Origin of the sequence: Leucobacter komagatae (assembly GCF_006716085.1) — a bacterium.
In the GTDB taxonomy this organism is placed as follows: Bacteria; Actinomycetota; Actinomycetes; order Actinomycetales; family Microbacteriaceae; genus Leucobacter; species Leucobacter komagatae.
This window is the reverse complement of record NZ_VFON01000002.1, coordinates 38,032-63,821: the sequence shown is the minus strand read 5'-3', so window position 1 is coordinate 63,821 and position 25,790 is coordinate 38,032. Positions and strand designations below refer to the sequence as shown.

At 67.7% G+C, this 25,790-nt stretch carries 18 protein-coding genes; 6 read left to right on the top strand and 12 right to left on the bottom strand.

The window, feature by feature from the left end:
• Positions 1-119: 119 nt before the first annotated feature.
• Complete coding sequence (locus tag FB468_RS15125) at positions 120-2,426, top strand: DEAD/DEAH box helicase (RefSeq protein WP_141888492.1); 2,307 nt, start codon at positions 120-122, stop codon at positions 2,424-2,426.
• A gap of 87 nt (positions 2,427-2,513) precedes the next feature.
• Here FB468_RS15125 and FB468_RS15120 read toward each other — a convergent pair whose 3' ends face one another.
• From FB468_RS15120 to FB468_RS15085, 7 genes are all read right to left on the bottom strand, one after another.
• Entirely contained in the window at positions 2,514-3,926 is a 1,413-nt protein-coding gene (locus FB468_RS15120; RefSeq protein ID WP_141888490.1) for an aldehyde dehydrogenase family protein, read from the bottom strand.
• 158 nt (positions 3,927-4,084) lie between these two features.
• Positions 4,085-5,635 carry an ABC transporter substrate-binding protein gene (locus tag FB468_RS15115; protein ID WP_141888488.1) on the bottom strand — a complete coding sequence of 517 codons (1,551 nt, stop codon included), beginning with the start codon at positions 5,633-5,635 and terminating at the stop codon, positions 4,085-4,087.
• Between the two features lie 17 nt (positions 5,636-5,652).
• Entirely contained in the window at positions 5,653-6,612 is a 960-nt protein-coding gene (locus FB468_RS17480) for a cupin domain-containing protein (RefSeq protein WP_246055984.1), read from the bottom strand.
• A 193-nt stretch (positions 6,613-6,805) separates the two neighbouring features.
• A complete protein-coding gene (locus FB468_RS15100) occupies positions 6,806-7,612 on the bottom strand; it encodes an AraC family transcriptional regulator (protein ID WP_141888486.1) in 807 nt (268 codons plus the stop codon).
• Positions 7,613-7,641: 29 nt separating this feature from the next.
• Complete coding sequence (locus FB468_RS15095) at positions 7,642-9,714, bottom strand: primary-amine oxidase (protein ID WP_141888484.1); 2,073 nt, start codon at positions 9,712-9,714, stop codon at positions 7,642-7,644.
• Positions 9,715-9,830: 116 nt separating this feature from the next.
• Positions 9,831-10,766: an AraC-like ligand-binding domain-containing protein gene (locus FB468_RS15090; RefSeq protein ID WP_141888482.1), complete on the bottom strand. Its 936-nt coding sequence runs from the start codon at positions 10,764-10,766 to the stop codon at positions 9,831-9,833.
• A gap of 73 nt (positions 10,767-10,839) precedes the next feature.
• Positions 10,840-11,646, bottom strand: a complete 807-nt coding sequence (locus tag FB468_RS15085) for an IclR family transcriptional regulator (RefSeq protein ID WP_141888480.1) — start codon at positions 11,644-11,646, stop codon at positions 10,840-10,842.
• A gap of 109 nt (positions 11,647-11,755) precedes the next feature.
• On the opposite strand from FB468_RS15085, the gene FB468_RS15080 reads away from it, so the two are divergent.
• Positions 11,756-13,939, top strand: coding sequence for a malate synthase G (locus FB468_RS15080; protein ID WP_246055982.1), 2,184 nt, complete (start codon positions 11,756-11,758; stop codon positions 13,937-13,939).
• A 262-nt stretch (positions 13,940-14,201) separates the two neighbouring features.
• Entirely contained in the window at positions 14,202-15,569 is a 1,368-nt protein-coding gene (locus FB468_RS15075) for an MFS transporter (protein ID WP_141888477.1), read from the top strand.
• A gap of 235 nt (positions 15,570-15,804) precedes the next feature.
• Here FB468_RS15075 and FB468_RS17180 read toward each other — a convergent pair whose 3' ends face one another.
• The 3 genes from FB468_RS17180 to FB468_RS15060 all read right to left on the bottom strand — a co-directional run bounded on the left by FB468_RS17180 (position 15,805) and on the right by FB468_RS15060 (position 20,052).
• Positions 15,805-16,176: a hypothetical protein gene (locus FB468_RS17180; protein ID WP_170219791.1), complete on the bottom strand. Its 372-nt coding sequence runs from the start codon at positions 16,174-16,176 to the stop codon at positions 15,805-15,807.
• Positions 16,177-17,341: 1,165 nt separating this feature from the next.
• Positions 17,342-19,204, bottom strand: a complete 1,863-nt coding sequence (locus FB468_RS15065) for a thiamine pyrophosphate-binding protein (protein WP_141888474.1) — start codon at positions 19,202-19,204, stop codon at positions 17,342-17,344.
• A gap of 143 nt (positions 19,205-19,347) precedes the next feature.
• On the bottom strand, positions 19,348-20,052 hold the full coding sequence (locus FB468_RS15060; protein ID WP_141888472.1) for an IclR family transcriptional regulator: 705 nt from the start codon (positions 20,050-20,052) through the stop codon (positions 19,348-19,350).
• Positions 20,053-20,184: 132 nt separating this feature from the next.
• On the opposite strand from FB468_RS15060, the gene FB468_RS15055 reads away from it, so the two are divergent.
• On the top strand, positions 20,185-22,092 hold the full coding sequence (locus FB468_RS15055; protein ID WP_141888470.1) for an FAD-dependent monooxygenase: 1,908 nt from the start codon (positions 20,185-20,187) through the stop codon (positions 22,090-22,092).
• 23 nt (positions 22,093-22,115) lie between these two features.
• Here the strand turns inward: FB468_RS15055 and FB468_RS15050 are convergent, their stop codons facing one another.
• Positions 22,116-22,568: an Lrp/AsnC family transcriptional regulator gene (locus FB468_RS15050; protein WP_141888468.1), complete on the bottom strand. Its 453-nt coding sequence runs from the start codon at positions 22,566-22,568 to the stop codon at positions 22,116-22,118.
• Between the two features lie 103 nt (positions 22,569-22,671).
• On the opposite strand from FB468_RS15050, the gene FB468_RS15045 reads away from it, so the two are divergent.
• Together FB468_RS15045 and FB468_RS15040 are read left to right on the top strand one after the other, a co-directional pair.
• Positions 22,672-23,754 carry a Glu/Leu/Phe/Val dehydrogenase dimerization domain-containing protein gene (locus FB468_RS15045; protein ID WP_141888466.1) on the top strand — a complete coding sequence of 361 codons (1,083 nt, stop codon included), beginning with the start codon at positions 22,672-22,674 and terminating at the stop codon, positions 23,752-23,754.
• Positions 23,755-23,893: 139 nt separating this feature from the next.
• A complete protein-coding gene (locus FB468_RS15040) occupies positions 23,894-24,796 on the top strand; it encodes a serine hydrolase (RefSeq protein ID WP_141888464.1) in 903 nt (300 codons plus the stop codon).
• Between the two features lie 77 nt (positions 24,797-24,873).
• Here the strand turns inward: FB468_RS15040 and FB468_RS15035 are convergent, their stop codons facing one another.
• The gene (locus FB468_RS15035) at positions 24,874-25,716 is read right to left on the bottom strand and encodes a M55 family metallopeptidase (RefSeq protein WP_141888462.1); all 843 of its coding nucleotides are present in this window, start codon (positions 25,714-25,716) and stop codon (positions 24,874-24,876) included.
• Positions 25,717-25,790 lie beyond the last annotated feature (74 nt).

Below are 25,790 nucleotides of genomic sequence, written 5' to 3'. Positions count from 1 at the left end.
GGGTATAAGGATACCGTCAGGAGCGCGCCTTCCGCGTCTCCGGCTGTCACGGAGGCATAACGAGTGCGACCGCGCGATGATGTTCCCTTGCATATACCAAGGGGGTGTAGACTGATACGATGCCCTCTTCCGAGAACACCGCGCCCGAGTCCGCAGACGAAACCATCGCTGCCGAGACCGCTCCGGCTGACGCGCAGACCGAGTCGCCAGAAGCCGCTCCCGCGAACGCCCCCGAAACTTCCTCCGCTCCCGCAACCGACGCTCCGGCAGCCGACGCTCCCGCAAAGAGCGCCGACGCAACCGACACTGAGACCGAGCGAGTGACCTTCGCAGACCTCGGCCTCGCGCCGAAGGTGCTCGAAGCGATCACCGCCGTCGGCTACGAGACCCCGTCCGCCATTCAGGCGGCGACGATCCCGACCCTCCTGTCGGGGCGCGACGTCGTCGGCCTCGCCCAGACCGGCACCGGCAAGACCGCGGCGTTCGCGCTGCCGATCCTGTCGCGCATCGAGCCCGGCCAGGGCGTGCCGCAGGCCCTCGTGCTCGCTCCGACCCGTGAGCTCGCCCTCCAGGTGTGCGAGGCCTTCGAGAGCTTCGCGTCGAAGCTGCCCGAGGTGCACCTGCTTCCCGTTTACGGTGGCCAGGCATACGGCCAGCAGCTCTCGGCTCTGCGCCGCGGCGTTGACATCGTCGTGGGCACCCCGGGCCGCATCATGGACCACCTGAAGCGGGGCTCGCTCGACCTCACCCAGATCAAGTACCTCGTGCTTGACGAGGCCGACGAGATGCTCAAGATGGGCTTTGCTGAGGACGTCGAGACTATCCTCGCTGACACGCCGAAGGAGAAGCAGGTCGCGCTGTTCTCGGCCACGATGCCGAACCAGATTCGCCGCATCTCGCAGCAGTACCTCAACGACCCGCGTGAGGTGAAGATCGCGGGCAAGACGCAGACCTCCTCGAACATCACGCAGCGCTACATCGTCGTCTCGTACATGCAGAAGGTTGACGCGCTCACCCGCATTCTTGAGGTCGAAGACTTCGACGGCCTCATCGTCTTCACCCGCACCCGCGGTGACTCCGAGCAGGTCGCCGAGAAGCTCCGCGCGCGCGGCTACTCGGCCGCTGCGATCAACGGCGACGTGCCGCAGAACGTGCGCGAACGCACCGTGCAGTCGCTGAAGGACGGGCGCCTCGACATCCTCGTCGCAACCGACGTCGCCGCGCGCGGCCTCGACGTTGAGCGGATCAGCCACGTCGTGAACTTCGACCTGCCGATCGACACTGAGTCGTACGTGCACCGCATCGGCCGCACGGGCCGCGCCGGCCGCTCGGGCGACGCGATCAGCTTCGTCACGCCGCGCGAGCGCCGCATGCTCACCTCGATCGAGAAGGCAACGAAGCAGACGCTCACGCAGATGCAGCTGCCCCGTGTCGAAGAGGTCAACGCGACCCGCCTCACCCGCTTTGACGACGCGATCACCGCGGCGCTCGGCGAGACGAGTCGCATCGAGCGCTTCCGCGACATCATCGACCACTACGTGCGTCACCACGATGTGCCCGAGGCCGACGTCGCGGCCGCGCTCGCGGTAGTCTCGCAGGGCAAGACGAAGCTGCTGCTCGATGAGTCCGACGATCAGAAGTTCGCTCGCGACCGCCAGCAGGCAGCGCGCTTCCTTGAGGACGGTCAGCGCGATCGGGATCGCGGCGACCGCGGTGGTCGCGACGACCGCGGTGGTCGGTTCGACCGCGAGAAGCGTGAGCCGCGTGCGCAGCGCGACGACCTACAGATGTACCGCATCGAGGTTGGCCGCCGCCAGAAGATTCAGCCCGGCCAGATCATCGGCGCGATCGCAAACGAGGGTGGCCTCACCCGCGACGACTTCGGCCGCATCCAGGTGCGCGACGACTTCTCGCTCGTTGAGCTCCCGAAGAAGCTGTCGGCCGAGACGGTGGCCGCGCTTGCAGACACCCGCATCAGCGGCAAGCTCATTGAGCTTCGCGAGGATTCAGGCCCCGGCCCGCGCGGCAAGGGCTGGGAGGATCGCGGTGACCGCGGCGGCCGTGGCGGTTACGACCGCGGTGGAGACCGCGGCGGCTACCGCGGACGTGACGACCGTGGCGGCGATCGCGGTGGGTACCGCGGGCGCGATGACCGTGGGGACCGTGGCGGATACGGCAACGACCGCGGAGATCGTGGCGGCTACCGCGGCGGCAACGACCGTGGGTACGGCAGCGACCGCGGCGACCGCGGCGGCAACGACCGCGGGTATGGCGGCGATCGCGGTGGGTACCGCGGGCGCGATGACCGTGGTGATCGCGGGGGAGACCGCGGCGGCCGCGGGGGCTACGGCGGAGACCGTGGCGGCTACGGCGGCAACGACCGCGGCAACGACCGCTCAGACGGCAAGCGCAAGCCGCGCTGGTAACTAGCGCACACGAGGAGGCCCTCCCGAGACGAATGTCTCGGGAGGGCCTCCTCGTGTGTGAACTGCTCCGTGCGGCAGCCTCGCCGGTTAGCCGCTGATCACGTGCGGCTCGGCGACGGCCTTCAGCCCGAGCACGCCGAACTCCCGACCGTAGCCTGACTGCTTCGCGCCGCCGAACGGGATCATCGGGTGCAGGCCACCGTGCGAGTTGATCCAGGTCGTGCCTGCCTCGAGCCGGGCCGCGACCTCGAGCGCTTTGGCGCGATCCGACGACCACACCGACGAGCCGAGGCCGACCTCGAGCTCGTTGGCGAGCGCGACTGCCTCGTCGAGGTCGGAGTACCGGATGATGGGCAGGGCCGGGCCGAACTGCTCCTCGAGCACGAGCTCCTGGTGCGCGTCGATGTCGGCGATGAGCGTCGCCGGGTAGAAGTTGCCGACGGCCTCGCGGTCGGGGTTTCCGCCGAGGACGACGCGTGCTCCCGAGGCCTTCGCTGACTCGACGAGCCTGTCGACGATGTCGAACTGCGCCCGGTTCTGTAGCGGCCCGAGCACGTTCTGCTCGTCGAGCCCAACACCCATTGGCACGGCCGCAGCCACCGCCGCGAGCTCCTCAACGACGGCGTCGTACACCGAGTCGTGCACGTACAAGCGCTTGAGCGCCGCACACGTCTGGCCGGTGTTGATGAACGCGCCCCAAAACAGATCTTCAGCGATCGCCTTCGGATCCACATCTGGGAGCACGATCCCCGCGTCGTTCCCACCCAACTCAAGCGTGAGTCGCGTGACGTTCGGCGCCGAGGCCTCGATGATGCGCTTGCCGACCGGGGTCGAGCCGGTAAACATGATCTTGCCGATCTTCGGGCTGCGCGTGAGCGCGTCACCGACCGTGCGGCCCGGGCCCGGAACGATGTTCAGCACGCCCTCCGGGAGCACCGTGTTCATCACGTGCACGAGCGCGAGCACCGAGAGCGTTGTCGTCTCCGCAGGCTTGATCACGACGGTGTTGCCCATGCGCAGTGAGGGGGCGATCTGCCAGATCGAGATCATCATCGGCCAGTTCCAGGGTGAGATTGCGCCGACCACACCGATTGGACGGTAATGCATTTCGGCGTAGCCCGACTCGTCGTCCACGACGACCTCGACGGGGAGCGGGGTGTCGGCGGCGGCGCGCGTCCACGCGACAGACCCTCCGACCTCAAACCTCGCATTCGGGCCGTTCAGCGGCTTGCCCTGCTCGCGGGAAAGAAGCTCGGCGAGCGGCTCAGCGTGCGCCTCAATTGCGTCGGCCGCGCGGTTCAGGTAGTCGCTCCGCGCCTCGTGACCGAGCGCGGCCCACGCACGCTGGGCCGCCTCGGCCCGGTCAATGGCCACGTCGAGCGCGGCAACATCGCTGACGGGTGCCTGGCCGATGACGGCGTCGGTCGCAGGATCGCGAACCTCACGGCTCTCGCCGCTCTTCGCGGTCACGGCGGCGAGTAGCTCTTCGTAGCTCAACATGTATCTCTCCACTTCGAGGAATCGTGCCTGGTGTTGTTCAGGATAGGTCGCGGGCGGTCTCGCGGTCTTGTCGGCGAGGGCTGGGGGGTTGCCTGAGAGCGAACGGTTCGCCCCAGCGGCCTCGCAGGCTCAGCCTGCGAGGCCGCAGTCTGCACGGGTCAGCCCGCGAGACTCACGCCGCCGAACTGGTACGCGGCGCGCCCGTACAGGTCCTCCTGAAGCCCGACAACGCGGTCGCGGTAGGCCGTGACAACCTGCGAGTAGGTCGGCACGATGTCCCCGCCGCGCTCGTGCTCGATCGCCTGCAGCTCGGCAACATACCCACACTGCTCGTCGGGGTCCGTCGACGCGTACAGCTTCTCTGCGATGGCGTTGTACTCGGCGTCATCAAAGTTGGTCGCGTTCTCCTCGCCGCCGGGCAGGAAGTGGTTGGTCGCGGTGACGAGGTACGGGTTCGACGTGAACCCGATGAGGAAGGGCCACTCGCGCCACCGGTTGAGGAACGTCGCGACGTCGAGCTTTCGCACCTCGATCGTGACCCCCGCCTCCGCGGCCTGCTGCGCGATGAGCTGCCCGGTCTCCATCATTCCGGGGAATGCGGCGTCGGTCACGAGCTCCACCGATAGGTCTTGCGCGCCCGCCTCAGCGAGCAGCTGCTTCGCACGCTCCAGATCCTGCGTCCGCTGCGGTACTTCCGGTGGCGCGCAAGCGGTGTTGTTGCCGATGAAGTCGTTCGCCACGGTCGCGTAGCCACCGTAAGCGTTGTCTCTGATCTGCTCACGGTCAACGATGAGTCGCATCGCCTCGCGCACCCGGGGGTCATTGAACGGTTCGATCGCGGTGTTCATTTCGACGAGCAGGTAGCTCGCGCTGTCGCTCGCGAGCACGGTGATGCCATCCTCGGCGCCAAGCGTCTCGACGTCGGTGAACGGCACTGAATACGCGACGTCGATCTGGCCGCCACGCAACGCGTTCGTGATCGCCGGCTGTTCCTGGAAGAACTGCACCGTGAGCCGCTCGAACTTTGGCTGAGCGCCCCAGTAATCGCCGAACCGGGTGAGCGTCGCCTGCTGCCCGGCCGTGAACGCGTCGAGCATGAACGGTCCGGTGCCGACGGGCTCGTCGACCGACGCACCTCGAACGCTACGCATCGCCATCCGGTCGTCGGCGAACGCGTCGGGGACGGGCCCGTAGGGCTCGTTGAGCGTCATCTCGACGGTGTAGTCGTCGACCCGCTTGAGCCCGTCAGGGTCGATGAAGCTGAGCTGAGTCGAGGGCGCGAACGCGTTCTCGGGGTCGAGCATGTAGCGCAGGCTGTCGATCACGTCGTCCGCGACGAACTCGTCGCCGTTGTGCAGCTTCACGCCCTCTCGCAGGTGCACGGTCCAGACATCGTGCGCATCGTTTGGGGTCATGGACTCCGCGAGCGCGTACTGCACGGCGCCCTCGGCGTCGAAACGCGTGAGCCCGTCGTAGAGCTGATGGTAGATCGCCTGAGACGAGACGGAGTTCTGCGTCGAGTACGGTTGCTGCTCATCCTTGGTGTTACCCACCATTCCGAGCGTGAGCGTGTCAGCCGCGGCACTGCCTGAGGTTGGCGGCGCGCACGCAGCGAGAGAACCCGCAAGGGCGACAGCCGCGACTGACGCGAGCGCGGCCGCCACCCGGCGCCGGCGGGCGGGGGAAACGGGATAGCGTGTGGGAGACATGCCGAGCACCTTCCCCGTTAGCCGACCGCTGCAGCGCGCTCAGCCGCAGAGAGGTAGTGACCGTCGCCCGAGAGCGCGATCGCCATGAATCGAAACGGCCTGTCGACGCGGGCGAATCCCAGCGGGCAGTGCTTTGTGCCAGCCGGAATGTACACGGACCCCGAGGTCGTGACCGAGTGGCGCTCGCCCCCGATTTCGAAGGTGACCTCAGCGCCGAGGTCGTGCGGCGCATCGGGGTCTGACCCCGTCCACACGAGCACCTCGTCGTAGTCGTGCACATGCTCGTCAACCCAGTGCTGCGGCTCATCGGTTGGATACACCCAGCTCATCGTGATGTACGCCTGCGCCTCGGGAACGTCGGCGGCTCGCACGATCGCCCAGGGATCGCTGAGATTCGCGGGGCGTTCACCGCCTGCCGCTTCGCCCTCGTTCACCATGTCTGTGGCGCAGTCGCGCAGCTCGCGAGTGAACAGGCGTTCGTACGGCGGCGCGGCGGGCGCGAGCTTTTCAGCAAGGGCGGGGGCGTCATCCTCGGAGGAGTAGCCAGCGTTCAGCGACAGGGCGCTGAAGTTGAACGGGCGCTCGATGCTGGTGAATCCGAGCGGGCAGTGCTTCGTTCCCGCGGGAATGTAGACGGAGCCTGAGGTCGTAACCGAGTGCCGCACGCCCTCGATCTCGAAGTACAGCTCGGCGCCGAGGTCTTCGGGGTTGTCGGGGTCTGCTCCCGTCCAGATGAGGATCTCGTCGTAGTCGTGCTCGTGCTCGTCGACCCAGTGCTGGGGCTCGGCGATCGGGCGGATCCACGTGTGGCTCATGTGGATGGAGCTCTCAGGTACGTCGGCGGGCCGCATGAGCCCGAGCGGCTCGTCGACGTTTGTCGGGTTGGGGAGCCCCGCGGGGTCTCCCTCATAGATGAAATCTGCGGCGCAGCTGCGCATGTTGCGCACGAAGAGGTGCTCGGTGCGATTCTGTGACATTGTGGCTTCTCCTTTGAAGTTTGGGTGCGCGTGGGCGCGCTCCCGAGCCTAGGAAGAGCGGGTATGGTTCTCCAGCCACTCGCTGCGGTGAGGCTGACACTTTTGGCGGCGAGTGTCGGTCACAGGGCGGTGCTGATTAGGCCACGCCGCCGTGATCCTGCGACGAATGCGGGATCTGCCGGTACTCGCTTGGCTAGCACCCGACCTCGCGGCGAAAGAACCGTGCAAAGTACGAAGCCGCGCTGAACCCGAGGGTCTCAGCGATCTGCGAGACGGTGAGCTCGGTACCTGAGAGCTGCCTCTGGGCTTCACGCGCGAGGGCCACGCGAAGCAGCTGTCCCGGGGAAGTTCCTACCTCACGCGCGAGGTGCTCGGCGAGATAGCCCGGGGTCACGGCAAGCGCCGCCGCGCACGCCGCCACGGTGCGGTCCGCGCGCGGCTCGTGCATTGCGAGCCGCATGAATTCGTGCGCGAGTGGTGAGGAGCCGCCGCTGGCCCCAGCGGGGAAGTCGCGGAGCGCATGCGTGCACTCCCAGAGCAGCGCGAGGACGAGGTGGCGGCCAGACTCGATGCTGCCGGCCTCACCAAGCGCTCGGAGCAGGGTGCGGATGCGGCCGCGGGCTGGTGGGCTCGTAGGGATCGACGCGGCGCCGAAGAGGAGCAACTCGCGGATGGGGTCAGGGAGCGGGCCTGCCCGGTCGAGTTCGCGCTCGGAAAACATCGCCGCGGTTGCCTCAAGCCCCGAGAGGTCAGCCCACGCGTGGACCTGGCCGGGGGCGAGCACGTGTATGTCGCCGGGGGAGAGAGCGCTGCGCGTGAAATCAGCGAGGATAGCCCCGCTGCCGGCCTCAACGAACACGACCTGGGTGAACGAGTGTCTGTGGGGCACTCCGTGGGAGGTTGCGTCAGTGACCCGCTCGACGGTGAGCAGCTCGCCGCGCGTGGCCCCGGCGTTGGTGTCGATCCCGTGCACCGGGATCGCTACCGAGGGGCCACGCACGTCGTCAGCTCCGTAGCCTGAGGCCCGCGCTACGCTCCAGGCTTTCCGCAGGCGCACGCAGAACCGCCGCAGCGGCAGCTCTCACCGGCGCAGCAGCCGCAGCCACCGCCCGCGCAGCATCCACCGGCAGCTCCGGCGCGCGCGTCTTCCGGCAGGTTCATCGCCGGGTTCTGGTCGAGGAAGCCGTGGGGCTTGAACCAGAAGCCCGAGTAGTCGACCGGCATGATCGGCCAGTCTTCGGTGCGGGGGATGTGGGTTGGGCCGAACGAGTGCCAGAGCACGAGGTCTTCGCCGTCGAGCGAGCGGTCGGCCGCTGTCCACGCGGGCAGGCCAGCGCCTGGCTCGTGCGCGTTCGGGTAGAAGCCGGCCGGGTAGAGCTCGTCGGGGTCGTACTGGGTGCCCCAGAGGTGCTTCGTCGCGAACGCCGCGCGCCCGTGCACGGTGGCCTCGGGCTGCGCCGCGAGCAGCATCTTGCCCTCAGGGATGAGCCAGTACGCCGTCGGCTTGCCGACGTAGTTCGTGCGGTGTGCAGAGCGCACTTCCCACACGCGAGACTTGAGCCCGTTCGCGATGCGCTGCGCCTCAAGCTCGCTGGTGAGCTGCGTGTTCGTCCAGGTGAACGCGTTGCCGTACGGGTTGTCGGGGCCCGTCGGAATGCCCGCGGCCTCGATCTCGTGGAGCGTGTTGTCCTCGCCGTCGATTGCGACGTCGATGCGCGCACAGAAGATGTGCTGGTGCACGGGGGTGAAGATGCCCGGCGCAATCTCGGGGCCGTGCGGGTTCTCGCTGCCCGGGATGCCGGCGCCGGCGAACACGATCCCGGTCGCCTTGGCCTCCATCTGGATCGAACCGTCGAGGTAGAAGTACCAGAAGAACCCGTAGTCGTAGTTGCCGATCGTCGTGAAGTAGCTCACCACGAGCCGGCGGCTGCGACGGGTCTCAGCGTTGCCCGCGAGGTCGGTGTGCTTCCAGAGAATGCCGTAGTCTTCCTCATGCATGCACACGGCCTGCGGAATGACGACCGGGTTGCCGTGGTCGTCGGGCACGAACGCGTCGAAGTAGTGGATCACGCCGAGGCAGTCGCAGCCGAGCGCGAGTGAGTTCGCGTTCTTGCCGAGCAGGTACTCGCCGGCGTCGAAGTAGCTGATCCAGTGGCGGCTCACCGACGTGTCCCCGTACGGCACGACCATCTCGGGTACGCTCGCGCGGGTCGCGACCGAGCGATCCTCATCGCCGTCGCGCCATGTGACCTGGTTGAGTACGAGGCCTTCCTGCTGGTTGAAGCCGACACGGAACTTCCAGTTCTCCCACTGCACCAGGCTGCCGTCGACGGAGAACGATGGGCCCTCGGGCTGGGTGATCTCGATCGGCTTGAGCGAGGTGCGCACAGGGCCCTGCACGTCGAGCGTGTAGTTGCCGTGCTGCTCGGGGACGGGCACGTCGCCCTCGTCGTCGAGCCTGAAGACGCGTCGCTCGGTGAGGTCAACGTGCGCGACGAGCCCCTCGATCGGGTGCGCCCACGGGCTGTCGTTCTCCGAGAACCGAAGGTAGGTGTGTGAGCGGACGATGCGCTTGCCGACCTCGTCCTCGCGGCCGAAGAAACCCGGCGCGAGCGGCGAGCAGAACGCGAGCTCAATGTGTTCCTCGAGCCCGCGGCGGCGCATCGCCGCCTGCCACTCGGGGGAGGCCTTCACAATGTCGGCGGCGTCGTCGTACTCCTCGAACAGGTACTGCGGTTGCCCGTACGGGGCTTCGCCGTTCGGGATGACGTTGAGCGAGTCGACCTCACCGCGCGTCACCGACACGATCGCTTCCGACGCGACGCCCGTCGAGCGGTCGAGCAGCGTCACCCGGATCCTGCGATCCATCGCGTCGCCGGCGCGCCACGCGGCGAGCGCGTCTTTCGCCGGATCCAGCGGGAGCATCCGGGGAACCCGCGTGTGCTCCGAGAAATGGCCGGCCTCCACGAGGATCGCGCGCGCCGCGGCAATCTCGTCGCCGGTGAGCGGGTCGAGCGGGTGCCGAACGTCGGTCGGCGTCGTGATCCGCTTGCCGTGCGTGTGCGTGACATCCGGGGCGTGTGAGCCTGGAACGTGCGTCATTGAAACCGTCCTTGTCGCCGTTGATGGAGTGAACCATCCTCAGTATGGCAAGCGCGTGATCGGCGGGCTTGCACGTGGGCGCAGCCCGATTGACGGGCGGTGATCGAAGCCGGCGGCTATGCGCCGCGGAACTCGCGGGGCGAGACGCCGTGCGCGGCTTTGAACACGCGGCTGAAGTGCGCGGCGTCGCTGAAGCCCCACTTCGTCGCGATTGCGGCGACGGTGCGGTCAGACAGCGCGGGGTCGCGGAGGTCGGCGCGTGAGCGCTCGAGCCTGCGCTCCTTGATCCAGCTCGACACCGTGGTGTCGGCGCTGCGGAACAGCACGTGCAGGTGGCGCTTGGAGATGTAGTGCGCGGCGGCGATCGACCCGGGCGACAGCTCGGGGGAGCCGAGGTGTTCGTCGATGTAGCCGCAAATGCGCTGGAGCAGGAGCTGATGCGGATCTCGCTGTTCGGGCGACGCGTCGAGTACATCGGCGAAGAGGGTGCCGAGCAGGTCGAGGCTCGTGTGAGCGAGCTTCGCGCGAACGCCCTCGCTGAGCGGGGCGAGCTGCGCTGGGAACTGCGCCAGGTAAGTCGAGACGATGGGCACGAGCCCCGGGTGCTCTTCAGAGAGGGGCGCCGCGATGAGCTGGTCGGTCAGCGACGCAGGCAACTCGAGTCGATCTTTCGGGAACATCACGATGAGTGTCTTGAACGCGTTGTCGAACTCAAGCGTGTACGGCCGAGAGGTGTCGTAGATGGCGAGGTCGCCCGGGCCGATGACGAGCTCGCGCCCGCCCTGCAAGAGGTGACCGCTGCCCGAGAGCATCAGGCTCACCTTGTAGAACCCTGAGCCACCGTCGGCGATGCCGGCCTCGGTCCGCTCAACGATGTGCGGGTGCGCCGCGATTTCGGTAAAGGCGATGCCGTCGGTGTCGAGCGACTCCATGCTCGCGCTGAAGGGCGCGCCGCGGCGCTCTCGCTCCCTCGTGACCTCCAGTGGCACGAACGAGCTCGAGACCATGCCCCGGAAAGCGCCGAGGCTTTCCATGACGGTCAGCCCACTCATGGGGCACAGACTACCCCGAAAACCTCGAAAGCCAATTCGAGTGGCTGCTTCGGTTGCGGGCCGTGGGATCCTGCTACGCCGCCGCTCCGGCCCCCGCGAGGCGTGCCGCGACGTCACGGAGCGCCTCCACGACGCGGCGCGCCATCTCGTCGGTGATGCGGGCGGCCGGCCCCGACACGGAGAGCGCGGCGGGCGGCGTCGAGCCCGGAACGGCTACGGCGATGCACCGGACGCCGACCTCGCGCTCGCCGTCATCGAGTGCATATCCGCGGCCCCGCGTGTCGCGCAGTTCGCGGAGCAGCTCGGCCTCGGTCGTGAGCGTCGTTGCGGTGTACCGGGGCAGCCCGGTCTCCCTGACGATCGCACGGACGCGGGTGTCGCTCAGGGTTGCGAGCATCGCCTTCCCCGCACCGGCCGCATGCGGCAGCACCCGGCGGCCAACCTCCGTGAACATGCGCATCTGGTGCCGTGACGGTTGCTGGGCGACGTAGACCGCGTTCGTGCCATCGAGCACGACGAGGTTCGCCGTCTCTTGCGACAGCTCCTCGAGCTCTCGGAGGAGCGGTTGGGCCCGCGCGGCCAGCTGCGGGGCCGCTCGGTTGCCCAGCCCGATGAGCCCGGGCCCGAGGCCGTACTCGCGCGCCGCCGTCTGCCGCGCGTAGCCGAGGCCCTGCATGGTTTTCAGCAGGCGGTGCGCGGTGGGCTGGGCGAGCCCCGTGCGCTCAGCGAGCGCCTGGAGCGACAGAGGGTCGCCCGCGTCGGCGAGAGCTTCGAGGAGGGCGAAGGCCCGCGCGACCGACTGCACCTGGCCCTCGGGTGGGCGCTCGCGCCCCGCCTCTGGGCCGTCGGACTCGAGGTGTGTGTCGCGCGAGTTCGTCATGAATTCCATAATACGGAATCAATATTCCAAAACAAGCCCTTCGCCTCTATGGTTGAGCACGAGGGCTTCGCGCCCCGCGCCAACGCCGCCTACCCGAGGAGACAACCAAGTGATCCCCACCGAAACCCGCGCAGGGCTTTCAGTCGCCACGCCGATCGTCGAGTTCGCCAAGGAGGCGCTTGCCGCGGATCGCGCGGTCGGGGGAGGCGTCACAGATGACGCGTTCTGGGACGGCGTCGCCGCGATCCTCGCCGACCTCACCCCTGAGAACGAGGCGCTGCTCGCTCGCCGTGACGACCTCCAGGCCCAGATCGATGCGTACCACGCAGAGCGCCCCGGCCAGCCGGACCTCGCGGAGTACCGGGCCTTCCTCTCTGGCATCGGGTACCTCGAGGGCGAGCCCGCACAGGTCGCCGTTGCGACGGAGAACGTCGACCCCGAGATCGCCAGGCTCGCGGGCCCGCAGCTCGTGGTGCCGCTGCTGAACGCGCGCTTCGCGCTCAACGCGGTGAACGCCCGCTGGGGTTCGCTGTACGACGCGCTCTACGGCACCGATGCGATCTCGCGAGAGGGTGAGCTCGCGCCAGGTGCGGGTTACAACCCGGCCCGCGGCGCCGCGGTCATCGCCGAGGGGCGCCGGTTCCTCGACGCGCACGTCGCGCTCGAACAGGGATCCCACACCACCGCAACAGGCTACGCCGTCATCGATGGCGCGCTCGTGGTCTCGACGTCCGAGGGCGGCACGACCGGGCTCGCGGACCCCGCGGCGTTCGTCGGCTACCGGGGTGAAGCGGCTGCGCCCGAGCGGGTGCTACTCAGCCACAACGGGCTCCATGTCGACATCGTCATCGACAGGTCTGGCACGAACGGCAAGACCGACTCGGCGGGTATCGACGACATCGAGCTCGAGTCGGCGCTCACGACGATCATGGACCTCGAAGACTCGGTCGCTGCCGTTGACGCCGACGACAAGGCGCTCGGCTACCGCAACTGGCGCGGCCTCATGGACGGCACCCTCGCCGAACAGGTGTCGAAGGGCGGGAAGACCTTCACCCGCACCGCGAACCCCGACCGCGAGTACACCGCGCCGAACGGTGAGGTGCTCGTGCTGCCCGGCCGCTCGCTGCTGTTCGTGCGCAACGTCGGCCACCTCATGCGCACGCCGGCCGTGCGCGACGCGAACGGGGCCGAGGTCTTCGAGGGCATCCTCGACGCGGTCATGACGGCGGTCGGCTCGCTCGTCGAGCTGCGCGGGCCCGCGGCGGGGCGCAACTCGCGCGCCGGATCGATGTACATCGTGAAGCCCAAGATGCACGGCTCGGCCGAGGTTGCGTTCGCCGCGAAGCTGTTCGGCAGGGTCGAGGAGCTGCTGGGCCTGCCTGCGAACACTCTGAAGATCGGCATCATGGACGAGGAGCGACGCACCTCGGCGAACCTCGCCGCGTGCATCGCGGCCGCGAGCGAGCGGGTCGTGTTCATCAACACCGGCTTCCTCGACCGCACGGGTGACGAGATCCACACCTCGATGCGCGCGGGCGCGATGCTCCCGAAGGGCGCGATCCGCGAGGAGCCGTGGCTGCCGACCTACGAGGCGCGAAACGTCGCGATCGGCGTCGACTGTGGCCTCGACGGCCGCGCCCAGATCGGCAAGGGCATGTGGGCGATGCCCGACCTCATGGCCGCGATGCTCGAGCAGAAGATCGGGCACGTGCGCGCCGGTGCTTCGACGGCGTGGGTGCCGTCGCCCACCGCGGCCACGCTGCACGCGCTCCACTACCACCAGCAGGACGCGTTCGTCGCGCGCCGCGGGCTGCCCGCACTCGCGGCTGACAGCCTCGACGCGCTCCTCACGATTCCGCTCGCCCCCGAGGGGGCGCTCACGCCGGAGGTCGTTGCGACCGAAGTTGAGAACAACGTCCAGTCGATCCTCGGCTACGTCGTGCGCTGGATCGACCAGGGCGTCGGATGCTCGAAGGTGCCCGATATCCACGACGTCGGTCTCATGGAGGATCGCGCGACGCTGCGAATCTCCAGCCAACTGCTCGCGAACTGGCTGCTGCACGGGGTCATCACCGAGGGCGAGATCGATGCGGCGCTCGAGAAGTGCGCGGTGATCGTCGACAGGCAAAACGCGGCCGACGCGACCTACGAGCCCCTCGCGGGTGGCGCCGGAACGGCGTTCGAGGCCGCCCGCCGACTCATCCTTGAGGGCACGACGCAGCCGAACGGCTACACCGAGCCGCTGCTGCACGCGCTGCGGCTGCGCAAGAAGGCTGAGCTCGCCGGGGCGTAGTCGCACCCGGAGAAATTCAGCCACCCTGCGGTGCCTGGCCCCGTACCCCCGTTCGAGGGGTGCGGGGCCAGGTTTTTGGTGCGGGGAATGGTGGGGTTGCGCGGGTGGCCCCGGTATTTCCTCGGGGCTTTCTTGCACAGACCCAAGAATGAGCGGTCTGCGATGCGGCACAATCGCCGAGAATCCTGTAGGGTGAACCCCGAGCTGTGGTGTTCAATTACCGCACACGCTGTTCACTAAACGACAAAGGAGTCTCCTGGGTATGTCCTCCCCAACTGCTGCGCCCAGATCGCAGCGCGAACTGCGACGGGTCGCCGCCGCTACGGTTATCGGCACCACCATCGAGTGGTACGACTTCTTCCTCTACGCGAGCGCCGCGGGCCTCGTCTTCGCCGAGCTGTTCTTCAAGCCCGCGGGGCCCCAGTTCGCGACGATCCTCTCCTTCGCCACCGTTGGCGTGAGCTTCCTCTTCCGCCCGCTCGGCGCGTTCCTCGCGGGGCACTACGGCGACAAGATCGGCCGCAAGGCGATGCTCGTGGTCACGCTCATTCTCATGGGTGTCGCGACGACGCTGATCGGTGTCTTGCCTACGTACGCGCAGGCGGGCATGCTCGCGCCGGTGCTGCTCGTGCTGCTGCGCGTACTGCAGGGGCTCTCGACGGGCGGCGAGTGGGGCGGCGCCGTGCTCATGGCTGTTGAGCACTCGCCCGCGGGCAAGCGTGGGCGAATGGGGGCGTTCCCGCAGATCGGCGTTCCGATCGGCCTGCTGCTCGCGTCGGGCGTGCTCGCGCTCATGACCGGCGTCATCTCACCAGGCGACGCGTTCCTTGAGTGGGGCTGGCGCGTGCCGTTCCTGCTGAGCTTCGTGCTGATCGTCGTCGGCATTGTCGTTCGCCGCTCGGTCGAAGAGAGCCCCGTCTTCACGGAGATCTCGGAGCGCAAGGAGCAGAGCAAGGTTCCCGTCGTCGAGCTCTTTAAGAAGCACTGGCTGCTCGTACTGCTCGCCGCGCTCACCTTCGCGGGCAACAACGCCGCGGGCTACATGACCACCGGCGGATACATCCAGAACTACGCGACGACCCCGATCGATGAGGGCGGCCACGTCGGTATGAACCGCACCCACGTGCTGCTCGCAGTCGCCGCCGCGTCGGTTGTGTGGCTCATCATGACGTTTGCGGCGGGCGTGATCTCCGACAAGATCGGCCGGAAGAAGACCTACATCGCGGGCTGGATCGCGTTCCTCGCGGTCATCTTCATCCTCTTCCCGCTCGTCAACACGGGCAACGTGTGGCTGCTGTTCCTCGGCCTGTCGCTGTTCGCTATCGGCAACGGGCTCACGTACGGGCCGCAGGCGGCGTACTTCACGGAGCTCTTCCCGGCCTCGATTCGGTTCTCGGGTGTCTCGATCACGTACGCGATCGGCGCGATCTTGGGCGGCGCATTCGCCCCGATGATCTCGTCGGCGCTCGTTGCAGCGACCGGCACGGCAACTTCGGTGGCGTTCTACATCGCGGGCGTGATGGTGATCGCGTTCATCGCAACGCTGCTGCTGCGCGACCGCACGGACATTCCGCTCGGCCCGGAGCACGAAGAGCTGCAGCAGCAGGGCCACTTCATCTGGGAGAAGTAGCCCGGGCTCCCACTTCTCGCACGCTCGTTCCCCGCGGAACTGTTCTGCCCCTTCATGAGGGCGTGGGCCGGCCCGCGGGGAACGTGGCGTTTGAAGCCGTGTCTGTGATTGCTGCACCCCGGCCCGACTTGGTCCAGCCTGGCTTCGCTTGACCGCTGCCCCGAAGCACATGAACTTCTTCGGCGCACACGCTAATTCCGCGTATTTCGATGTGTTCTTGAGAGAAAGATGTGCCCTACGGTACGCGTGTCAGTGTCGCGGCGACGTTGGGGTCTGGGCGCCTTGCAAGGTTTCCGGGGGATGCGACTCCCAGAACGCGGAGATACGCGGTGAACGCCGCGAGCGTGCGGACCTCTTCGACGCCCCACCGAATCAAGCGTAGCCCCGTCTTCCCAGTGATCCAATCTGCTCGGCGCTTCTCTTCGTAGACAATCTCCTCGGCTGACTTCCCGCCTCGGAGGCGAGCGTCGGTGTACTTCGACCGACCGTCACACTCACCCCATAGGCCAAGGCTTGGAATGTAGAAGTCAAGGAAGAACGTCCCGCCATGCGGGCCCTTGACTGGTACCTGGAGATCGACGTCGAGACCCAACTGGGCGAATCTCATGCGGCTGATGGATTCCAAAGGGGAGTCTGCGCGCGGATCAGCGAGTTGGACCATTGCCCGAACGGCAGACGAGCCCGGCCGGGACTCAAACACTGCCGCCTGGGCCAGCATTCTTGCCCGCCACCCCGAGAGCGCCACCGGATCGGTCTGCCGGCCGACACGTGCAACGAGTCGCAAATGCGCATCGGCTGCGACGAGGGCAACCCCAAACGCATCTGAACGGGCAAGATCTGAGAGCGTGCGCTCGGGCGAGGTCGCGAGAATTCTGGGTTCGTCAGCGCGGCCAGTCATCTGGAGGGTCTCGTCGTCCAGCAGCTCTGCATTGAATCGCTTGACGACCCGGGACGAACTCGCGCGCCGGCTTGCGCCAACGGTGACACTTGTACGAAGCGGATTGCTCGCAAACCCTGCAATCCAGGGTGCCCACACGGGCCAGCGGTGCAGGGTCGCTGCGCTCCGATGGGAGAAAACTGGTGGAAACTTTGGTGAGGGCGTTAGCGAGAGTGCCGGTTGGGCCGATGGCGTTGCAGATCGTGTCGGAAGCGCATCTGTTGCACGCGCTGCTGCCCGGATTGCGAAAAGGTGCTTCTCCTCGGGCAATGCCGCTCGCCAACGCGTCCCATCAACGTAATACCCTCGACGGATCCGAGTGAGCCTCTGCTCGGTGACCGCGCGGGCGATGTGGGCGTGGTTGAGCCCTTGCCGAAGCAAGTCATCGGTGTGCAGTAACTCGTTGTTGGTCTGCGTCAAGCTGGTCTGCGAAGGCATGCCTCCAGCCTCGCAAGCGAGATTGGAGCGGAAACCGAGACAGGCACGACTGTGGAGAACGGTTCCAAATGGCGAAGCGCATTGCGCCTGTGGGCGACGCTTCATGCCAGGCCATGCCATGCCATGCCATGCCATGCCAGGCCAGGCCAGGCCAGGCCATGCCGTGGCTTGGCTGGCCCGCGCCCGAACCAGGGTCCAGTGTCTGGAATTCGCGGAGGTCGCCCGCCTTCGGCCACATGTCTTTCGTGTGATCACATCTTCTTTGGGCGAAATAGGGTGTGGGCTCCCGAGAATAATGTGCTGGGCGCGGAGAAGTGTCGAAAGGCGCCCGCCGAGCGCGTGGAACCCGACCAACCCGACCAACCCGGCTAGCCCACTGACCAACCGCGACCCAGGACTACTCGGCCGGGACGTCGAGCCCGTTCACGCGCTGCACCTCACGCTGGTAGTCAGCGATGACCGAGCCCGAGACGCGGCAGTCGAGCAGAATGGTGCCCTCAGCCCCGGCGGCCGTCCACTCGCCAAGGGATTCAAGGTCAGCAAGTGAGCGCACAATGACGCCGCGAGCCCCGAGCGCCGACGCGACCCCCGCAAAGTCGACCGTCGGAATCATCATCGGAGCCTTGTCGAGGCCCATCTCGCCGTAGAGGTGAACCTCGGCGCTGTAGGCGCTGTCGTTCCACACGACGATCACCTGGCTGCGCGCCGTGCGAATAGCCGACTCGAGGTCAGCGAGCGCCATGAGGCCCCCGCCGTCGCCCGTGGTGAGCACAACCGTCGACTCCGGAGCGGCCGCGGCGACGCCCGGCACGGTGCAGAAGCCGAGCCCGATGGTCTGGTACGCGGTGCCGACCATGATCATGCGCTCCGGCGAGGCGATCGGCCAGAACATGTTCGCCCAGGCGATGAAGTGCCCGCCGTCGCTCGTCACGTGGCGGTCTTCCGGCAGCAGCTCCCCAATGCGCGCGGCGACGCCCCGCGGGTCGAGGAGGCCGTCTGCGCAGAACTCGCTCGCGCCGGCGAATCGGGATCGGAGAGTGCCACCAGCCTCAAGCCCTGCAACAGTGTCACGCCAGCCCTGGCCGCGGGCCTCCCCGGAGTCGGCCAGCGCGGCGGCGAGCGCGCGCAGCGTCTCGACCGCGCCGCCCTGCAGCAGCTGGTGCGTGACGGGGTGGACTGTCTTTGGCGGGCTCACCTGCTCGGTGTCGACGCGGAGCACGGTCGTGCCCTCGCCGAACAGCTCCCCGAATCGCATGGTGAACTGATTGAGGCTCGCGCCGACGACGAGCGCGACGTCAGCCTGTTGCACTACGGCCATTGCCTCGGGCTGCCCGAAGCCGCCCGTGACGCCAAGGTCGTACTGGGCTTCAGGGAAGATCCCTCTCGCGAGCGCCGTTGTCGCGGTGAGTGCGCCGAGCTGGGTGGCGAGCGCGCCGAGTTCGGCGGACGCCCCGGCAAGGTGGGCGCCGTGGCCCGCGATGATGATCGGTCGCTTCGCGCGGCTGAGCGCTTCGGCGGCTGCCTCGACGCGGTGGGGCGCGGGGACCGTGGAGGTTGACACGATTGCGCCCGGCATCATCGCGGTTGGAGCGGGGGGAGCGACGGGCTGAGGATCAGCGGCGGCTACCGAGACCGAGAGCTCCGCGAGCACCGCGGGGTCGCTCAGGTCGATCTCTGCGGCAGGAACCCCAGGGGCCGCGGCCGCACGAGCGGGTCCCGCGGCACCCGACGCGGGCTCCTGCGGAACCACGGCGGCGTTCACCAGGTCATACGGGAGCCCGAGCACCACGGGGCGTCGCATGCGCAGTGCGTACGCTGCTGCCCGGTCGACGGTGTCTGAGACGCCTGCAACGCCAAGGGTGAAGAGGCGAACGCCTACGGCGGCGCTCAGCATTTCCTCGTCCACGTCCCAGGGGCGCGGGCCGCTCGACGGGGCATCGCCCACGACGACAAGCATTGGGGTGCGTGCCTGCGCGGCCTCGGCGAGCGCGGTCAGCGTGTTGGTGAAGCCGGCGCCGTACGTCGTGGTCGCGATCGCGAGCTTGCCGCTCACGCGCGTGTAGGCGTCGGCGGCTGCGACGGTCGCCGCCTCGTGTCGCACCGCCGTGTAGCTCACCCCGGCAGTGCCGAGGTTATCGATGAGGTGTGCGTTGCCGTTGCCCATGAGCCCGAAGCTCTGGCCGGCGTGGCGCGCGAGCGCCTGCGCGGTGGCGGCGGCGAGCGAAACGGGGGTCGACAAAACTGGTTGCGAGAGCGACATCTGCGAATCCTTCGTTGGATCGAGCGGTGAATGGTGACCGTGTATGTCTCGCGAGTGCTCGCAGCAGCGCCCCTTTTTCGGGTGCCTTACCCGGCCTGGCCGGGTGGACAATCTGTAGTGTAGCGGATCGGCGTGATGCCGGCTCACCGGTAGCTTGCGAGCACCTCTCGCACCGCGCGGTGCAGGCGCGCGGCGACCTCGTCGACGGACTCGGGGAGGCGGAAATGGACGATCGCGATCGCGGCCGGGGGCTCGCCGGGGATGCGCAGCGGGACGGCGATTGAGGTCACGCCATCGATGACCTCGCTCTCGCTGAGCGCGTATCCGAGCTCGCGGGCCTCAAGCGCTGCGGCGCTCACCTCGGGGGTGCCAAGGATCGCCTCCCGCTCGGCGGGCGACAGTGTTGATTCGATCGCGTGGCCCGGGGCGCCGCGATCCCACGGGTGACGAACGCCCGGGTTGCGGGCGATGCTCGCGTCGACGTTGCCCGGTTCGACCGATGCGAGGGTGACGATGTCGCCCGCGTCGAGCACGGTGAGAAACGCGGTCATGCCGAGGTCGTGCGCGAGCTCCGTGAGCACGGGGGCCGCGGCGGTAGTCAGGTGCGGTGCGACGCCGTGGGCAAGGGCGGCGATCCGCGGGCCCAAGCGAATAAGGCCGGCGTCGTCCCGGATCGCGAACCTGTGCTCCTCAAGCGTGCGCAGGAGCCGGTACGTGTTCGAGCGGTGTACGCCGAGCTCTTCGGAGAGCCGTGCGATGGAGATCGGGGAGCGCGCCTCGGCGAGGATCTCGAGCGCTCGCAGGCCGCGTGCGAGCGTCTGCGAGCCGGCGGGCTGTGTCGTGGCCAATGGCTCTCCTCGGTTGTTGTCGGTCGGTGTTGTGCGATGTGCCCCGCACCCATACACTGGTGTGCAGTATTCGAATTTAGTGTTCAACTATCGAACACACGGCTCTCGGGCACAATGAAGTGAGGTTCACGCATGCAGTTCCACCATCATGGCTATGTTTCCACGGATCCTCGCGTGCTGCCAGCCGACGGCGTGGGGCTGAACCGCCCCGACGAGCTGCCCGACGAAGTTGACGTCTTGATCGTCGGCTCGGGCCCCGCCGGAATCGTCGCGGCCGCGCAGCTCGCCCAGTTCCCGAACGTCGTCACCCGTGTCGTCGAGCGCCGCGACTCGCGCCTTGTGCTCGGCCAGGCCGACGGGATCCAGGCTCGCAGCGTTGAGACGTTCCAGGCCTTTGGGTTCGCCCGCCAGATCATTGACGAGGCCTACCAGATCACCGAGACGAACTTCTGGACGCCCGACCCCGAGAACCCCGCGCACATCGTACGCAGCTCGGTCACCGACGATGACCCGGCGGGCATCAGCGAGTTCCCGCACCTCATCGTGAATCAGGCCCGCGTGATCGACTATTTCGCCGAGTATGCGCGCAGGGCGCCCGCACGCGGTGACGTCGATTACGGCTACGAGTTCGAAGGGCTCGAAGTTGGCTCGGGGGAGTACCCCGTCGCGGTCACGCTTCGCGAGGTCACCGGCCAGAGTGGCGCAGGTATTAACGCCGATGCCTCGTCTGACGCCGCGCGCGGCAAGACGCGCGTCGTGCGGGCGAAGTACGTGATCGGTGCAGACGGGGCCAGCTCCCGCGTGCGCCGGTCGATCGGCGGGTCGCTTTCGGGGTCGACGTCGATGCATGCCTGGGGCGTCATGGACGTGCTCGCCGTGACCGACTTCCCTGACATTCGCAAGAAGTGCATCATCCACTCCGAGGCCGGAAGCATCTTGCATATTCCGCGCGAGGGGAACCACCTGTGCCGGATCTACGTCGATCTCGGCGAGGTCGCCGAGGGTGACGACCGCCGGGTCCGGGACACGCCGCTCGAGGACGTGATCGCCAAAGCGAACGCGATCCTCAGCCCCTACACGATCGACGTTCGCGACGTTCCGTGGCACAGCGTGTACGAGGTGGGCCACCGGCTCACCGACCGCTTCGACGACGCCGAGACGTCGCCCGACGGCAAAGGCCGCGTGTTCCTGATGGGCGACGCCTGCCATACGCACAGCGCGAAGGCGGGCCAGGGCATGAACGTCTCGATGCAGGACGGCTGGAACCTGGGTTGGAAGCTCGGCTATGTTCTTGACGGGCGCAGCCCCGAGTCGCTGCTCGGGACCTACTCGGAGGAGCGCCGCGTGACCGCAAAGAACCTCATCGACTTTGACCGCGAGTGGTCGACGCTCATGGCAAAGAAGCCCGAGGAGTTCGACTCGCCCTCGCAGCTTGAGGAGTTCTATGTGCAGACCGCCGAGTTCCCCGCGGGCTTCATGACGGAGTACACCGACTCGATGCTCACGAGTGGCCTCGAGTACCAGGCGCTCGCCGCGGGCTTCCCGATCGGCAAGCGGTTCAAGTCAGTCATGACGACTCGCGTTGCGGATGCCGTGCCCGTGCACCTCGGCCACCACCACCGTGCTGACGGGCGCTACCGCGTGTACGCGTTCGCCGACCGGTCGGGCGAGCGGCTCGGGCGCTGGGCCGACTGGATGCTTGGGAACGAGGCGTCACCGATCAAGCGGTTCACTCCCGCGGGCGCAGACCTCGACTCGATCTTCGACGTGAAGGCCGTGCTGCAGCAGCCGCACCGCGAAGTTCGCCTCGAGCAGCAGTCGAAGCTCTTCCTGCCTGCATCGGGCCCGCTTGGCATGACCGACTACGAGAAGATCTACGCGGCGAACGCTGACGAAGACATCTTCGAGCTGCGCGACGTCAGTCGCGACGGCGCGGTCGTCGTTGTGAGGCCCGACCAGTATGTCGCCGCGGTGCTCCCGCTCGACGCACCGGAGGCGCTTGGCGAGTTCCTGGCGGGGGCTTTCCTCGACCGCAACTGACGAAGGCGCCACGTCCCGCGCCGCTACAGCAGCTGGTGCTGGCGCCTAGCGATCAGCCCGCGGAGCATGATGGCGGTCGACGTGCGGATGACGCCGCGGCACTTCATGATCTCTTGCGTGACGCGGTAGACGTCGTCGGCGTCGCGGGCGACGATCTCGATCGCGAGGTCGCTCGGGCCAGAGACGGCGAAGCACTCGGTGATCTCAGGGATGAGCTCGAGGTCGGCAATCATGCCCTCGAGCTCTTCCTGATTTGCCTCGGCCGTGATGCGGGCGCGCAACGGCCAGCCGAGGGCCGGCGGGTCGAGGCGTAGCGAGTTTGCTCTGAGGGCGCCCGAGGTCTGCAGCTTGTCGAGCCGGGTGTGCACCGTGCCGCGCGCGAGCCCGAGCCGGTACGCGATGGCCTGCACGGTGGCCCGCGGCTCGGCGTCGAGGACCGTGAGGATCCGGCGGTCGGTGGCGTCAAGGACATGCATACTGTTCAAGGTAGTCCCACCCGGATGTGAATGCATCGATCAAAACGATCAATAACTCGGGCGCCACTTGTCGGATTCGCTAGTGCTCGATTGAATTCTCTGCATGACTAGTGCTTCTACCCTGGCCCAGCCCGCTCTCGCCGATGAGAACGTCGCCGGTTCGTTTCCGTTCCTCGACCACGAGAAGGTCAACATTTCGACGGGGGCCCGTTCGGGGCTCACGATTATCGTCGCCGTGCACAGCACCAAGCTCGGCCCCGCGCTCGGCGGGTGCCGCGTGTGGAGCTACAGCGGCTGGGGCGAGGCGCTCGCCGACGCGCTGCGCCTGTCGCGGGGCATGACCTCGAAGAACGCGCTCGCTGGCCTCCAGCTCGGCGGAGGCAAGTCAGTTATCGTGCTTGAGCCGGGCCAGCAGCTTACGGGCGAACTGCGACGGAACGCGTTCCTCGACCTCGGCGACGCCGTCGAGGCGCTCGGCGGCGCATACCTCACCGCCGAAGACGTCGGCACGACCGCGGCCGACATGGCCGTCGTCTCCGAGCTCACCGAGCACGCCGTCGGCCTGCCAGCCGACCAGGGTGGCCTCGGTGACCCGGGTGCCTACACGGCGCGCGGCGTCTACTCCGCGCTCCGCGAGACGCTCCGCCGCACACACGGCAGCACCGACCCCAAGGGGCGCAAGATCACGATCGTGGGTCTTGGCCACGTAGGATCCGCGCTCGCCGAGCGCCTCGCCGCCGAGGGCGCCGTGCTCACCCTGTCGGACATCAACGACGCGAAGCAGGAGCTCGCTCGTGAGCTCGGCGCCGACTGGGTCGCGCCCGCCGAAGCTCACCGCGTTCCCGCGGACGTCTTCATGCCCGCGGGCGTCGGCGGCATGCTCTCGCCGCAGGTGATCGACGAGCTCGAGGTCGCCGCGGTCGTCGGCCCTGCCAACAACCAGCTCGCGCAGGCGACCGGCGCGGAACAGCTCGCCTCGCGCGGGATACTCTACGCCCCCGACTACCTCGTCAACGCCGGCGGCGTGCTCTACCTCGGTGCCGAGGGCGACACGATCGACGAGCGCATCGCGCGCATCGACGCGATCGGCGACACGCTCTCGCGCGTCTTCGACGAGGCCGAAGCTCGCGGCATCACCACAGTGGTCGCCGCAGACAACCTCGTGAACGAGCTGCTCGGAAAGTAGCGCTCTCACACGGGATTCCGCAACGCACCCGCCTGGCCACAAGCCGGACGGGTGCGTTGTTCTGTGGGACGAACCGGGGTGGGTGCTCTCGTCTGTGCTCACAACGTCGCGCGTCGCAGCTGCCACTAGTCTGCTCAGTATGAGCACGAAACTTATCGATGAAGATACCCTCACCGCCCAGATCGCCAAGGTCGCCGAAGACGCGGGGGTGTTCGCGTTCGCGCACGCCCGTGACATTGACACAGGTCGAGAGGTCGGCTTCCGCTCTGACGACCCCACCGTGACGGCCTCGGTCTTCAAAGTTCCCGTGCTCGTCGAGTACGTGCGCCAGGTGGCCGCGGGAGAGCTTGACCCCGCGCAGCGCATCGAGGTATCGCCGTCGGAGGCAACCATGGGCCCCACGGGCCTGAGCGTGTTCTCGGACGTCGCCGACTGGTCGCTGCGCGACATCGCGACCTCGATGATCACGGTGAGCGACAACGCGGCGACCGACATCGTCACCGGGCTTGTCACTGTGGATCGCGTCAACTCGACGATGCGTGAGCTCGGGCTGCCAGGCACGCAGCTCACCGGTGACTGCTCGGTGATTTTCGACGACATCGCGAAGGATCTCGCGGCGGCCGGCATCGGCACCATCGACGGCATGGCGAGCGTGGACTACGACACCGCCGCGACCTTCACCGCCGCGACCCCTGAAAAGACCAACCGCACGACGCCGCGCGAGGCGACGTCGCTTCTGCAGCAGATCTGGACGGACGCCGCGGCGACGCCCGAGGCGTGCGCCGAGGCGCGCCGCATCCTCGGTATGCAGGTGTGGCCGCACCGCCTGAGCGCCGGCTTCCCGCGTGACGACGTGAAGATCAGCGGCAAGACCGGCACGATCGGCATGGTGCGCAACGAGATCGGTGTGGTCGAGTTCCCGGGTGGCAAGCGCCACGCGATCGCCGTCTTCCTGCGCGGCAAGACGCTGCAGTCGCGCAACCCTGCGGCAGACCGCGCGATCGGTGACATCGCGCGCCTGCTCTCCGACGCACTCGGCTAGCTCGAGTTCTCAGCCGCCTGGCGAGAACACAAGAGCCCGGGCCCCGCTAAGGGCCCGGGCTCTTGCGCGTGTGCTGGTTAGCGGTTGATGAGCGGCAGCATGCCGCGCAGCGACGCGGCGGCGAACTGGTAGCACGCGGTGATGAAGTTCACGGCCTCGCGCGGCGAGCGCGCGGTGAGCTTGATCGTGCGGATCGCGGTGCGCTCTGCCGTCGGGATCATCTGCGCGAGTTCCGCGGAGGGGATGTTCGGCATATCGATCTCCACCTCGATGATCTCGGGGGTGGGGGCGACGGTGAGTGACGAGGCGTTCTCCACGGCGCGCTTCGCCGCGTCGTGGATGAGGCGGCGCGACTCGGTGGGGGAGACGGAGTCAGCCGCGTTGTAGCCGTGCGAGTCTTTCACGGTCACCGTCGCAATGCCGGGGAGGGAGGCCGCGATGTCGGCGCAGATCACGTCGTCGCCGGTGAGGAGCGCGACGGGTACGCCGACCGCGGCCGCCTGCAGCGCGTTTACGTCGGCCTCGGAGACCGAGGTGCCGTTGACGCGCACCTCGGCGAAGAGCGATGAGTAGGTGTGCGCCATGACCCCGGGCCCTCCTGCGGCCGCGTGGTAGCCGATGAAGAGCGCGACGTCGTGGTCTTTGTCGATGCCCTCGGCCATACAGTCAAGCTTGGGGCTGCCGAACACGACGCGGGCGCGCTGGTCGAGGTCCTCGTGAATGAGGTTGTCCATCGTGCCGTGGCTGTCGTTGATGGTCACCTCGGTCGCGCCGCCCGCGAATGCTCCCTCGATGGCCGCGTTCGCCTCGCCGGTCATGAGCTGCTGTGCGCGCGGGTAGCCGTGGCCGCCTCGGACAACCTGGTCCATCGTGGCGATGCCGGCGACACCCTCCATATCGATCGAAATGTATACGCGCATTACTTACCTTTCCAGGGGATGTGAAGCGGCGGCGTCGCACCGTCGCGAAGCGTAAGGCCTCCAATCTCGAAGCC